The following is a 12,981-nucleotide window of genomic DNA, read 5'->3' on the forward strand; positions in this document are numbered from 1 at the left end:
CATGCTGGCACTTGCCAGCATGTTTTGTTTTTGCCCTTCGGCTCAGACGTTGAGCCGATCGTCGCAGCGACCCAATACTGGAAGACAGCGTGAACTTTGAAATCGTAACTGAACTATCCCAACTCGAGCGCGTTTGTGAACAAGCGAGAAAAGTGCCAGCCGTTATGCTGGATACTGAGTTTGTTCGCACTCGTACGCTTTATCCTCAGCTCGGTTTAATACAGCTTTATGACGGTGAGACGTTGTCGCTCATCGACCTATTGAGCTGGAAGACATGTCTCCGTTGTGGGCACTGCTGACTGATGAATCTGTCGTGAAAGTGCTTCATGCCTGCAGTGAAGATTTGGAAGTGTTCCATCACTACGCGGGTGTGATGCCAAAACCGATGATCGACACCCAGATCATGGCGGCCTTCTTGGGGCATGGCTTGTCGACAGGCTTCGCTGCGCTGGTTGAAGAATACTTGGTCGTGACACTGGACAAAGGCGAAGCACGTACTGACTGGTGTGCACGTCCTTTGTCTGAAAAGCAGCTTGAATACGCAGCCGCTGACGTTTACTACCTGTTGCCGCTCTACAACCTGCTTTCTGAAAAAGTGAAAGCCGCAGGTTGGGAAGAGGCGGTTCAACAAGAATGTGATTTGCTAATGAGCAAACGTGGTAAAACGCCAGACCCAGAAAAAGCGTACCTCGACATCAAGAACGCGTGGCAGCTTCGCCCTAAACAACTCGCAGTCTTGCAAACGCTAGCAAGCTGGCGTTTGCGTGAAGCGCAGCGTCGTGATTTGGCACTGAATTTTGTCGTAAAAGAGCTGCACCTTTGGAAGATGGCGCGCTTTGATATTCGCTCTTTTGGCAAAATGGCGGACGAAGGCTTTGACCGCTTTGAGATTGAGCGTCACGGCAATCGCCTCATCCGTATGGCAATGGAAGCGGAGAAAACGCCGCCAGCACTGTATCCAGAAACCATTGTGCGTTTGGTCGACATGCCAGGGTACAAGCAGATGGTGAAAGACATTAAAACCCAGACGAACGCTGTGGCAGAAAAACTCGGTTTTGTGCCTGAGTTTATTGGGTCGAAAAAGCAAATCCATCAAGTGCTCAAATGGGCATGGATTAACGATCGCAATCCAGAAAAAATGCCTGACTTGCTGAAAGGTTGGCGAAAAGCGTATTTGGAAGAAAAGCTGCTGCCGCTTCTCGATAAAAAGTAACAGCAGCGTCTTTGCAAATGACAGAATAAAAGAAACCGGCACATTGGCCGGTTTCTTTTTTATTTGTCTTCTTCAGGTAGTGTAACGTTCAGTTCTAATACTGAAAGATCGTCATCGCGTTGTTCCAATGCAACTGTTACCTGCTCTGGCGATATGTCCACGTACTTTCGGATAACATCTAAAATATCCTGTTTAAGCTGGGGTAGGTACGTAGGTTCAGGACTCCCTGCTTGTCGGCGCTCAGCAACGATAATTTGCAGACGTTCTTTGGCTAACGAAGCAGACGATTTCTTGTTCGGACGAAAAAACTCCAGCAATGCCATGTGTTACCCTCCAAACAAACGTTTTAAGAAGCCTTTCTTTTCCTCTTCCAAGAAGCGGAAAGGACATTCGTTGCCCATCAGGCGACTGATTGCGTCGCTGTAAGCCTGACCTGCGTCTGATTCTGCATCCAGAATCACTGGTTCACCTTTGTTTGATGCGTGCAGCACTGACTCACTCTCAGGGATAACACTAAGCAGCGGTATACGCAGAATCTCTTCCACGTCAGCCACGCTCAGCATTTCACCGCGGTTAACGCGCGCTGGGTTGTAGCGGGTCAGCAGTAGGTGCGTTTTAACTGGCTCTTCGCCATTTTCAGCGCGGCGAGATTTAGAGTCCAGAATACCCAGAATACGGTCTGAGTCGCGTACAGACGATACTTCTGGGTTGGTGGTGACAATCGCTTCGTCTGCGAAATACAGTGCCATCAGTGCGCCTGCTTCGATACCTGCTGGTGAGTCACAAATAATGAAGTCAAAGTCCATGGTTTTGAGCTCTTCAAGCACACGACCAACGCCTTCTTTGGTCAATGCATCTTTATCACGTGTCTGTGAAGCAGGTAGAACAAAGAGGTTCTCGACACGCTTGTCTTTGATGAGGCTTGATTCAGGTTAGCCTCGCCGTTGATAACGTTTACGAAGTCGTAAACCACGCGGCGTTCACAGCCCATGATGAGGTCAAGGTTACGCAAGCCGATATCGAAGTCGATAACAGCCGTTTTCTTCCCTGACTGTGCAAGGCCAGTGGCAATGGCAGCACTCGAAGTGGTTTTACCCACGCCGCCCTTACCTGAAGTAATTACAATAATTCGGGTCATTCCTCAGTCCTTTGTAAGCTTAGAGTGAGAGGTGTTCTATATTGATTGAATCGTTTGAAAGCGAGACTTTCACAGCACGAGCGGCAAACTCTTCTGGAATGGCCTCACTTAGCCAATAAGTCCCTGCAATAGACAAGAGTTCTGATTGCAAGTTCTGGCAGAAAATGTGTGCTTCTTTTTGACCGCTTGCGCCCGCAATCGCCCGTCCACGTAATACGCCGTAAATATGAATGCTGCCGTCAGCAATAATCTCTGCGCCTGCACTGACATGGTTGAGCACAACCAAATCTGCGTTTTTGGCATAGATTTGCTGGCCAGAGCGAACCGGCGAAGTGATCACCTTGGTTGGTGTTTGGATTGGGTCATTAATACGGGATTGTTTTGCTGGATTCATGACGGCCAAACCGGCTTGGTTGGCGGCTTCACGGATCTGGTTGTGTTTACACCCTGTAACGCCTACAACCAACATGCCTGTTTCTTCTATGGTAGATTTTAACAAGGCAAAGTCAGGTTCTGCATGGAGTTGCGAGATATCGACGACAACAGGTGCGCCTTTGAAAAAAGCCGGAGCTTGATTCACTTTTTCAGACAGTACTTGCATCGCACTGGCCAGATCGTCGTCCAACAGGTGCAAGACGGAAAGCGTGAATGAACTGCCTTTGAGTTCAGCGTTTTTTGTCATTATGTAATATCCAGCTAGCGCAAAGCGAAGAGACGAGGCGATCTGGGTGCTTGTGTACTATCGATTCCCGGAGAATGAACACCTCGCTAGGCGTGTCATTGAGTGACGAAAAGTGATGGTTTACACGGTAGAGCAACAACGTCAAAAACTGTGAGTATTTTTTGCACGTAGCCCAATAAATAAGCGGCTTACATGCATTATCAGACAGTGTATTGCATGGTATATTCCTGTTAAGTTTGCGGCAAGAGCCAAGGCCGCCAGTGATGAAAATGTGGCCGAATAATTGATAAATTTATAAGCCATTTCTCTAAATTGGGAATGGTGCGAAAAAAATGACGGAGAGGTACAACGTGTACTGTGCGATTTATAAGAGCAGCAAAAAAGATTCCACCTATCTTTACATTAATCGCAAGGATGATTTTAAGGACGTCCCAGAACAATTATTGAAAACTTTTGGGAACCCTCAGTTCGTCATGATGGTCAACTTAGAAAAGCGAGAAAAACTCGCGATTGCTAACATTGAGAGTGTTCGAGAAAAACTGAAGCAGGATGGGTTCTATCTACAACTTCCTCCTTCTCCAGATGCTGCACTTCAACACATCAGAGATAAAAACACCAAATTATAAAAGGATCGTTATGCGCAAAGGATTAATTGGCATTCTGATTGGAGCCGCGTGTGCGATGTCTGCACCCGTGCTGGCGGAAAAGCCAAGTTTTGATAGCTATGTTGCAGGGTTAAAAGAAGAAGGTGCTGCGAAGGGAATTGATTCCGCGCTGCTGGAGCAAGCCTTTGATGGCATCAGCTACCGCGAAAGGGCGGTGAAGGCTGATAGAAATCAACCTGAGAAACGTTTGACGCTGGATGAATATATTCCGCGCGCTGTGCCTGATTGGAAAGTGGCGAAAGCCAGAAAACTCTATGACCAACACTACAATGATTTAAAACGTATTGGTGATGAGTTTGGTGTTCAACCTCGTTTTCTTATTGCTCTTTGGGGCGTAGAAAGTAATTTCGGTGCATTCACTGGAAATTACAACGTGGTAGAAGCACTTACGACATTAGCGTATGACGGCCGTCGTGAAGCTTTTTTCAGAAATGAAGTCTTCGCTGCGCTGACTATTTTAAACGAAGGCCACATTGACGTAGACGCAATGAAAGGCTCTTGGGCTGGCGCAATGGGTCAGTGTCAGTTTATGCCGAGTTCATTTTTATCGTACGCTGCAGATGGAAATAACGACGGTAAAAAAGATATCTGGAACTCAAAGCCGGATGTTTTCGCATCATCAGCCAACTATTTAAAAAATGCAGGTTGGGATGATGAATTTACGTGGGGACGCCAAGTCACGCTGCCGAAAAACATCAATGCAGATTTGATCGGGTTGAGTAACGATAAGGGCAAGACGTTAGCAGAATGGCAGGCATTAGGCGTTCGTCGTTTGAATAATGGCGATCTGCCGGATGTTGATATTCAAGCTTGGCTTATTCAACCAGATGACGAAAAAGGTCGCAGCTATCTCGTTTATGGTAATTATCAAAGCTTGATGAAGTGGAACAGGTCACATTACTTCGCGCTGGCTGTGAGTCATTTGGCCGACCGTATTAAGTTCGGCTAATCGCTATTATTGATAACTTAGTTTTCAAGTTTCGCCTTTTACCCATGCGGTTTTTAAGGCGAAATGAGCGCAAATTTTCAGGGTAAGTAAGTTTTTCTGACAGACAAGTCGCTCGTGGAAGACAAACAAAAAAGGAGCCATTGGCTCCTTTTTATTTCTCATATCTGGCACATCTGAAATCTCATTTAGATCTCAAGTGACTAATTGCCAATGCAATTTAGATCAGGAAGTCTTCGATCTTAGCACCGCCATCCAGTGCATCTTTAATTGCTTTTGGTGTACGGCCTTGGCCAGTCCACGTTTTCTCACTGCCGTCTACGTCAGTGTATTTGTATTTTGCTGGACGCGCTGCACGCTTAGATTTAGGTTTTGCGCCACCCAGAGAAGCCAGTAATTCTTCTGGATCAATACCATCTTTAACCAGCATTTCGCGGTATTTTTCCAGTTTTTCCAAACGCTCTTTTTCTACCGCTTGCGCTTCTTCTTCGGCTTCTTCACGCTCTGCTACAACAGCTTGCAGTTTTTCCAGGGCTTCTTGAAGTTGTTCCAGAGATAGCTCACGTGCAACCGCGCGTAGGCTACGAAGATTCAACAGAACTTTCAGTGCATCAGACATAATGTGTTCCTATTCTCTCGTTTCTAATAATTTGTTACTTTGGTAAGAGTAGCAAGAATATTTATTTCTTTGCAATATTGGCTGAATTAAATTCCATATTATTAGATAGCGAAATTAAAAAAAGTGCAAATTTAAATATAATTTCAACCCAACTTTTCGCCCGATAAGTCATTTTAACGTATGGCTGTACAATAAATTTGTCAGCATTGTTTGTATTTGTGTGCGTAATCATAGGTTGCAGAAATGAATGTTTAATACTTGTAATTGATATGGTTTTTAAGTGTTAAAGTTTGCATTTTTGTATTGCAAATGGGCAAATGTCACATAAAATGGCTGAGCTTTATGCACGTAGAGGTGCATTGTTTATCAGTATCTTGTCTTAGGGTGATACCAAAGAGGGCAAGAGAAAGGAAACAGTGCCGAAGCAGAAACCAGATTATCAGTCTATTCTGCTGGGGTTGTAACCGAAGAGGTACAACACTGCCATAGTATTGGGATTTAACTATGGAGCGCTACTGTAGGGTTAAAATTTGTGTGTAACCATTGTTTTCACAATGTCTGGTTTTCCACGTCTGCAGTAGATCTCCAACCTAAAAGGTTGATATAGAGATCATGAACTTAGTCGATTTTTCCGCTTCTTCTCTTTCGATTTTCCCCGCGATTCTCGCGTTGGGCTTAGCCATTGTTACGCGTCGCGTATTGTTGTCTTTGGGCTTAGGTATCGCTTCCGGTGCACTATTGCTTAATGATTTTTCTATCAGTGGTACCGCTTCTTATATTTCCAATCTGGTTATGAGCATTTTCATTTCTGATGGTGCGATTAACTTTGGCAAGATGAGTATCGTTGTCTTCCTTATTTTTGTGGGAATGATTACTGCCCTGATGACATTGTCAGGCGGCACTGCGGCTTTCGCTGAGTGGGCGCAATCCCGAGTGAAAAGCAAGCGTGGTGCAAAACTGCTGGCGTCTTTCCTAGGTGTGTTCATCTTTATCGATGACTACTTTAACAGTCTGGCGGTAGGTGCTATCAGCCGTCCTGTGACTGACCGTTTCCATGTATCACGTGCTAAGTTGGCTTACATTCTAGATTCAACTGCTGCGCCAATGTGCGTGATCATGCCTGCGTCAAGCTGGGGTGCTTACATCATTACCGTTATCGGCGGTATCTTGGTAAGCCATGGTGTGACGGACTACACGCCGCTGAGCGCGTTTGCACACATGATTCCAATGAACTTCTATGCGATTTTCGCCCTGCTGATGGTATTTGCGGTTGCTTGGTTCCAGATGGATGTGGGTCCAATGCGTCGTTTCGAATACCAAGCGTCTACTGGCAGCCGTTTGGGTGATGAAGACAGCTCTTCTGCATCACTAGATGACGAGCTGGGTATTGAAGAAAGCAGCAAAGGCCACGTGTCTGATCTGGTCGTGCCGATTCTGGTGTTAATCATTGCGACAATCTCTTGGATGGTTTTCTCTGGTGCGAAAGTGCTGGAAGCCAATGGCGTTGCTTTCTCTGTGCTGGGCGCATTTGAAAACACCAATGTGGGTGAGTCACTGCTGTACGGCAGTGGTATGGGTCTGCTGTCTGCGCTGTTTACCGTATTCAAGCAAGGTCTGCCAAAAGCGGATATCGGCAACACCATGTGGATTGGTGCGAAGTCGATGTTTGGTGCCATCCTGATCCTGTTCTTTGCATGGACTATCGGTAGCGTCATCGGTGACATGGAAACGGGTAAATTCCTGTCGAGCCTGATTGAAGACAACCTGTCACCTCAGCTTCTGCCAGTGCTTCTTTTCTTGCTGTCTGCGGCGATGGCGTTCTCTACCGGTACCTCTTGGGGCACGTTCGGTATCATGCTGCCAATCGCAGGTGATCTGGCTGGTGCCACTGATATCGCGCTGATGCTGCCTATGCTGTCTGCGGTTCTGGCAGGTGCTGTTTTTGGTGACCACTGTTCACCAATCTCAGACACCACCATTCTGTCTGCGACTGGCGCACGCTGTGGCCACATTGACCATGTATCAACTCAGTTGCCTTATGCGCTGGCGGGTGCAGTTGTTGCTGCGATTTCGTTCCTGGTACTGGGTTTCACCGACTCACTGGCGATTTCACTGTTCAGTGGTATGTGTGTATTTGTGCTGGTTTGCGTGTTCTTTATGTGGCTTTCACGCCGACCGGGCAAACTCGCTTAATCAAACAGGCCTCCCTCGGGAGGCCTTTTTGTTATCTGGCTTAGAAAATTCACTCAACCTCGCTTTGTTGCTTTTCCGCATGCCGCTTTTTCTGTAGCATGCCACCGTATTTTTCTCGGGAGACGTCCATGGCCCAGCTTTATTTCTATTACTCTGCAATGAACGCAGGTAAGTCGACGACACTTCTTCAGTCGTCTTTCAACTATCAAGAACGTGGGATGAATCCACTCATCTTTACTGCTGCGATTGATGACAGATACGGCGTGGGTAAAGTAAGTTCTCGAATCGGCCTACAGGCTGAAGCGCAGCTTTACGGCAACAAAGACGATATCTTTGCGGCAGTGAACGATATCAATGCGAACCAGAAAGTGGACTGTGTACTGATCGACGAGTGTCAGTTTCTGACCAAAGACCAAGTGCAGCAAATCACAGAGGTTGTCGACAAACTGCGTATTCCAGTGCTTTGCTATGGTCTGCGTACAGACTTCCGCGGTGAGCTGTTTGAAGGCGCGCAATATCTGCTGGCGTGGGCTGACAAGCTGGTAGAACTGAAAACCATTTGTCACTGTGGCCGCAAAGCGAATATGGTGATCCGTACTGACGCGGAAGGCAATGCGATTGCAGATGGTGACCAAGTGGTGATCGGCGGTAATGACCGTTATGTTTCAGTTTGCCGTATGCACTACAAAGAAGCTCTCGGAAAGTAATTCGAACGAATTGAAAAAAGGCCGACAAATATTGTCGGCCTTTTTTATATCCGGCTTTCTAACGGGATAATGGTGACTCTGTCGCCAACCTCCGCAGATTCCACATCGGGTGCGACTTCAATCAAGCAATTGGCTTCGTTCATCGACCGCAATATTCCCGAGCCTTGTGAACCCGTTGAGGTCACCTCTAATTGCCCATTGGAATTAATGGAATAAATACCCCGGGTGTATTCTGTTCTGCCAATGCGAGAGCGCACTTTTTCTTGGGTAATGGCGACGAGACGTTGAGGTTGCCAATTTACCTCGCCCTGCATTTTTCGAATGGCAGGTTCAACAAATTGCAAGAACGTCACCATCACGGCGACCGGGTTTCCTGGGAGTCCGAAAAAAGGCGTATTGCCTAACTTGCCAAATGCCAGCGGCCTTCCAGGGCGCATGTTCACGCGCCAAAAATTAATATCACCCAGATTACTCAGTACGGTTTTAATGTAATCAGCATCGCCCACAGAGACGCCGCCAGAAGAGAGTATGATGTCAGCACTGTCCATTGCATTGGCGAGGGTTGTATTTAGTGCCGCTTCGCTGTCTTCAATTATGCCGTAATCGATAATTTCGCAGCCTAGCTTTGTCAGTAGACCTTTTAACGAAAATCGGTTGGCATCATAGATACAACTTTGTTTGGGCGGCGTGCCGGGTGCTTGCACTTCATCGCCTGTAGAAAACAGTGCCACTTTTACTGTCGGAAAAACATCGGCTTTATCGATGCCGAGGGAGGCTAACATACCAAGCACGGGCGCGCTGATACGTGTACCAATGGTAAATACTTCGCTGCCAACACGGATATCTTCGCCTGCTTGTCGTACGTTTTGTCCTGCGCGAATCTTGCCTTTTCGGGTATCAAAAGATACCGAGTTTGCCTCTTCTTCCGCTTGTTCGCGCATGATGACGGTATCTGCACCATCAGGCACCGGAGCACCCGTCATGATTCTCACGCACTGGCCTTTTTCGAGCGGCTTTGCGTACTGACTGCCTGCGAAGACTTCCCCCACTTTGGTGAACGTATCACGCTCAATATCGTCACTGCGAATCGCGTATCCATCCATGGCCGAATTGGTTGAAGACGGGACATTCAAAGGTGCGACAACGGGCGTTGCCAGCACGCGATGACATATGTCGTCTAAGCTGGCTTGCTGTGAGAAGGTGGGCACATCAATAGCGGAAAGGATTTTTTCTCTGCCAGCCTCCACGGACAGCATGGTTGGAGAGAGAGAATCACAGGTTGCCGTTTGCGCATTGTGGCTTTCCATCCACTTTAAGATGAAACCATGGATGCTAGATATATCGTTAAGTGAAAGCAGTGGCAGGTGCGTATCAGGTTTTGAATCACAGGCAATGGCAACGATATTGGCGTCTGAAGGGAAGAGGAAAGGTTTGTCGTTAGCCGCCCGGTTGAGTTCTATTTTGGGAAAGGTTTCTGTTTTGAATCCCTCCACCAAAATTAAATCTGCTTCATTGTGATTAATGCGCTGAATTAATTGATTAAACGTGGTTTCTTCATCAGGTGTTTCGGTCATCAACGCATTTCTATAGCGGGAGCTTATCAGCATTTGCGATGCGCCCGCTTTACGAAGCCGGTAACTGTCCTTGCCCGGCTTGTCGACATCGAAGTCATGGTGAGCGTGTTTGATGAGGGCAACACGCACACCTGACGCCACCAACTGAGGAATTAACGCCTCAAGCAAGGTGGTTTTGCCCGTACCGCTAAAGGCTGCAAATCCAAGAACAGGTATCGAGCAAGTGACACTCATGAAAGGGCACCGTATTTTTCGAGTTCATCTGGCGTGTTCAGATTGATAAACGCATCATGTTCATCACTGAAGTCGACGAATTTGGTTTTGCACAGATCGTAAAGTAGGACGATTTTACGATCGCCATTGGCAAGGAATTGATCGAGACGCTCAAAGATGACTTTGCTCATCAAGGTCACCACAGGTTGCACGGACTCGCCGTCATGGGCGACCACAATTTCTGTGTCTGCATCGATAGCGGCATACATCTTTTCTAGCAGGTTGCTTGGCAGGTTAGGGCAATCACAAGGCACAAAACCAATCCACGGTGTTTCGACATGTGACATCGCGGCATGCATACCACCTAATGGCCCGGGAAAGCCTTCAAATACATCGCTGAACACCTTGCCATATTGGGTATAGATGTCTTGGTTTCGATTGGCATTGACGGCGATGTTTGCGCCTTGGGAAGAAAGGCGTTCGAAAACGTAATCAATCAGCGGCTTGTTGTTGAGTGTCACAAGGCCTTTGTCTTGACCGCCCATGCGTCGAGCTTGGCCGCCAGCGAGAATGACCCAAGTGGTTTCAGGATGCGAAGGCATGATTGTCCTTATCGATAATATTGAGTTTTGGTTTATGTATCAGGCGTTGATTTTCGATAATCCATTGCTGATTGCAGCACTCAGTGAGTTGATTAGCATGGTGGCTGGTGATCACTAAACTGGCTCCACGATCCAAAAGATCGTCGACCATGATTTTCTGTGCGCCAATCGCATCGGCATCAAGGTTGGCACTCGATTCATCCATTAAGAGGATCGACGGGTTTAAAATCCACGCCCTTGCCATCGCGACCTTTTGTTTTTCGCCACCCGAAAGCAAGGAGATATGCTCTCTGCTTAGCGATTCCAGCCCAATCAAACGCAATGCTTTCATTGTAAGCTGTCGCTTGGTTCTTTGACAGAAATGCTTTCCTTTCAGGCCATAAGCCACATTTTCTGCTACTGAACCGTCGAAGAGATAGGGTGTTTGGTGCATGTAAATCACACCACTTTGTCCTTTAAAACCCGCGAGGCGTTGGAGTAAAGAGGGACGTTTGAGGTTCAAGTGTCCGCTTGAGGGTTTTTGAATGCCCGCGAGCACCTTGAGCAAGGTGGTTTTGCCTATCCCATTTTGCCCAGTGAGGTAGATAGAATCGCTAGGACAGATGCGCAGTGACGGGATATGAAACAACAAACGATGCTTGTATTTCATTGAGAGATCATCGGCTTCTAACGTAATCTGACTCATCTTTGCACCTTATTCACCATCATCAATTGCTAGGTTCGCAAGTGGCCATTACCACGGCCAAAACTGATAACGAAGTTCATCGTCAGGGCGAGCACCAACAGAACGATTCCCAATGCGACACCTTGAGCAAACGCCCCTTTAGAGGTTTCTAACGCAATCGCCGTCGGGATGTTTCTTGTGTAATTCAAAATGTTTCCACCGACCATCATGGAACAGCCCACTTCCGTAATGATTCGACTAAACGCCGTAATGACCGCAGCAAGAAGAGGGAAGCGAATTTCCCACATCAGGGTCACCATGGCACGGGGCACTGACGCACCCAGCGTGTACGCGGTTTCCCATGCGCGTCTATCGCTGCTTTGAAATGCCGCGTGCATCATAGAAACGAGGATCGGCAAGCTAATCAGCATTTGCCCTAAGATCATCGCTTTTTGCGTGAACAGCATTTTCCAATCGCCCATAGGGCCCGCGCGAGACAGCAACATGTAAAGCAACAGGCCGATAACGACGGTGGGCACTGATTGCAGTGTGTTGACCAGTGATAGCACGACCCACTTGCCCGGAATTTGCCAATAGGCGAGGGCGAAGCTGATAAAAAGGGCCGGCACTATCACTAGCGCAATGGCAATGCCGGAAACTGAAAACGACACGCCGACGATGCCCCAGAGTGTGGTATCTCCACTGAAGAGCATGGCAACGGCCTGTTGTGTCGTTTCCCAAATTTCCATTAGCCTGCATCCGCGACAAAGAGTTGTTGTCCGTTCACTTTAAAGTTGTCGATAAGGGCTTGTGCTCTGTCGGCGACGAGCCAGTCGCTCAATGCTTTGGCGCCTTTAAAGTTCAGGTCAGGATAGCGAGCTGGGTTGATAAGGATGACTTGGTAAGGGTTGAACAATCGCTTGTCGCCCTCAACCAGCACGTCCAAATCCAATTTACTTTGATACGCCAACCAGGTGCCTCGGTCGGTGAGTGTATAGCCCAATAGTTCGTTCGCCATGGTAAGTGTGGGCCCCATGCCTTGGCCGACGGCTTTGTAGTGGCTGAATGTAGGCTCAACACCAGACGCTTTCCAAAGCAGCAGCTCTTTTTTGTGGGTGCCAGAATCATCACCGCGTGACACAAACTCGCTGTCTGCTAACGCCACTTTTTTTAATGCTTCGGCAATGTCTTTGCTGCCCTTGACCTTGGCCGGATCTGAGGTTGGACCGACCAAAACGAAGTCGTTATACATCAGTGCTCTTGGCATCACACCGAACCCTTTTTGAACAAACGTGGCTTCCGCATTCGGTGCGTGTGTCATCACCAAATCCACATCGCCGTTTTCACCCATTCTGAGTGCTTTACCTGTACCTGCTGCCATCACCTGCACGTCGTATCCGGTGTCTTTTTTAAACTCTGGAAGCAGAAAACTCAGCAAGCCAGAGTGGTAGGTGCTTGTGGTCGTTGCCAAACGAACGACGTCTGCTGCATTGCTGACGGCGGAGAATGTGAGCGCAATAGCCAAAAGAAAAGGTGTTTTCATTTTTTTTATGGAGGTCATTGAGTCTTCCTGACATTGATTTCGTTGTTGTTCCATCCCCTAGTTGGAACGCGTGGTTTACCGGAGTAATTCCTTGCTAGAGGACTTAGCAACAAAAATGCCATATTTTTAACATGTCTATTTTCATTTTTATCGTATTGATTTTAAACAATATGTTTGCATGAATAACATGGGTTAGTGGTTGATTACCTTGCAAAAGTGATG

12 protein-coding genes, 2 pseudogenes and 1 riboswitch are annotated in these 12,981 nt (G+C 47.4%); of the genes and pseudogenes, 5 read left to right on the forward strand and 9 right to left on the reverse strand.

From position 1 onward, the window contains the following. Nucleotides 1-89 precede the first annotated feature (89 nt). Nucleotides 90-1,213: pseudogene (gene rnd, locus ATN88_RS12885) on the forward strand (ribonuclease D). Nucleotides 1,214-1,272: 59 nt separating this feature from the next. Here the strand turns inward: rnd and minE are convergent. The 3 genes and pseudogenes from minE to minC all read right to left on the reverse strand — a co-directional run bounded on the left by minE (nucleotide 1,273) and on the right by minC (nucleotide 3,033). Further along, nucleotides 1,273-1,536 carry a cell division topological specificity factor MinE gene (minE, locus tag ATN88_RS12890; protein WP_067416438.1) on the reverse strand — a complete coding sequence of 88 codons (264 nt, stop codon included), beginning with the start codon at nucleotides 1,534-1,536 and terminating at the stop codon, nucleotides 1,273-1,275. Between the two features lie 3 nt (nucleotides 1,537-1,539). Next, a pseudogene (minD, locus tag ATN88_RS12895) lies at nucleotides 1,540-2,351 on the reverse strand (septum site-determining protein MinD). A 19-nt stretch (nucleotides 2,352-2,370) separates the two neighbouring features. Beyond that, on the reverse strand, nucleotides 2,371-3,033 hold the full coding sequence (gene minC, locus ATN88_RS12900) for a septum site-determining protein MinC (RefSeq protein WP_067416441.1): 663 nt from the start codon (nucleotides 3,031-3,033) through the stop codon (nucleotides 2,371-2,373). Nucleotides 3,034-3,383: 350 nt separating this feature from the next. Here minC and ATN88_RS12905 point away from each other — a divergent pair, with 350 nt between their 5' ends. Continuing rightward, the gene (locus tag ATN88_RS12905) at nucleotides 3,384-3,659 is read left to right on the forward strand and encodes a YcgL domain-containing protein (RefSeq protein ID WP_067417534.1); all 276 of its coding nucleotides are present in this window, start codon (nucleotides 3,384-3,386) and stop codon (nucleotides 3,657-3,659) included. A 10-nt stretch (nucleotides 3,660-3,669) separates the two neighbouring features. Next, complete coding sequence (locus ATN88_RS12910; RefSeq protein WP_067416444.1) at nucleotides 3,670-4,647, forward strand: lytic murein transglycosylase; 978 nt, start codon at nucleotides 3,670-3,672, stop codon at nucleotides 4,645-4,647. A 217-nt stretch (nucleotides 4,648-4,864) separates the two neighbouring features. Here the strand turns inward: ATN88_RS12910 and ATN88_RS12915 are convergent, their stop codons facing one another. Then, nucleotides 4,865-5,263, reverse strand: a complete 399-nt coding sequence (locus tag ATN88_RS12915) for an H-NS family histone-like protein (protein ID WP_067416447.1) — start codon at nucleotides 5,261-5,263, stop codon at nucleotides 4,865-4,867. Between the two features lie 341 nt (nucleotides 5,264-5,604). Next, nucleotides 5,605-5,786: riboswitch (Lysine riboswitch) on the forward strand. An 89-nt stretch (nucleotides 5,787-5,875) separates the two neighbouring features. Here ATN88_RS12915 and ATN88_RS12920 point away from each other — a divergent pair. Beyond that, nucleotides 5,876-7,456, forward strand: coding sequence for a Na+/H+ antiporter NhaC family protein (locus ATN88_RS12920; RefSeq protein ID WP_067416451.1), 1,581 nt, complete (start codon nucleotides 5,876-5,878; stop codon nucleotides 7,454-7,456). A 128-nt stretch (nucleotides 7,457-7,584) separates the two neighbouring features. Beyond that, nucleotides 7,585-8,163 (forward strand): thymidine kinase, encoded by a 579-nt coding sequence (locus ATN88_RS12925; RefSeq protein WP_067416454.1) that lies wholly within the window; start codon nucleotides 7,585-7,587, stop codon nucleotides 8,161-8,163. A gap of 44 nt (nucleotides 8,164-8,207) precedes the next feature. On the opposite strand, the gene ATN88_RS12930 is transcribed toward ATN88_RS12925, so the two are convergent. From ATN88_RS12930 to ATN88_RS12950, 5 genes are read right to left on the reverse strand one after another with little or no spacing between them, the layout of a single operon-like run. Beyond that, nucleotides 8,208-9,971, reverse strand: coding sequence for a bifunctional molybdopterin-guanine dinucleotide biosynthesis adaptor protein MobB/molybdopterin molybdotransferase MoeA (locus tag ATN88_RS12930; protein ID WP_067416457.1), 1,764 nt, complete (start codon nucleotides 9,969-9,971; stop codon nucleotides 8,208-8,210). Further along, complete coding sequence (gene mobA / locus ATN88_RS12935) at nucleotides 9,968-10,552, reverse strand: molybdenum cofactor guanylyltransferase MobA (RefSeq protein ID WP_067416460.1); 585 nt, start codon at nucleotides 10,550-10,552, stop codon at nucleotides 9,968-9,970. Before mobA ends, ATN88_RS12930 begins: the two co-directional genes overlap by 4 nt. Beyond that, nucleotides 10,536-11,237 carry an ATP-binding cassette domain-containing protein gene (locus tag ATN88_RS12940; RefSeq protein ID WP_067416463.1) on the reverse strand — a complete coding sequence of 234 codons (702 nt, stop codon included), beginning with the start codon at nucleotides 11,235-11,237 and terminating at the stop codon, nucleotides 10,536-10,538. The genes mobA and ATN88_RS12940 overlap by 17 nt, the downstream gene beginning before the upstream one ends. A gap of 29 nt (nucleotides 11,238-11,266) precedes the next feature. After that, the gene (locus tag ATN88_RS12945; RefSeq protein WP_067416466.1) at nucleotides 11,267-11,965 is read right to left on the reverse strand and encodes an ABC transporter permease; all 699 of its coding nucleotides are present in this window, start codon (nucleotides 11,963-11,965) and stop codon (nucleotides 11,267-11,269) included. Then, entirely contained in the window at nucleotides 11,965-12,759 is a 795-nt protein-coding gene (locus tag ATN88_RS12950) for a substrate-binding domain-containing protein (RefSeq protein ID WP_232313255.1), read from the reverse strand. The genes ATN88_RS12945 and ATN88_RS12950 overlap by 1 nt, the downstream gene beginning before the upstream one ends. Nucleotides 12,760-12,981 lie beyond the last annotated feature (222 nt).

Source organism: Enterovibrio coralii, assembly GCF_001559595.1.
In the GTDB taxonomy this organism is placed as follows: domain Bacteria; phylum Pseudomonadota; class Gammaproteobacteria; order Enterobacterales; family Vibrionaceae; genus Enterovibrio; species Enterovibrio coralii.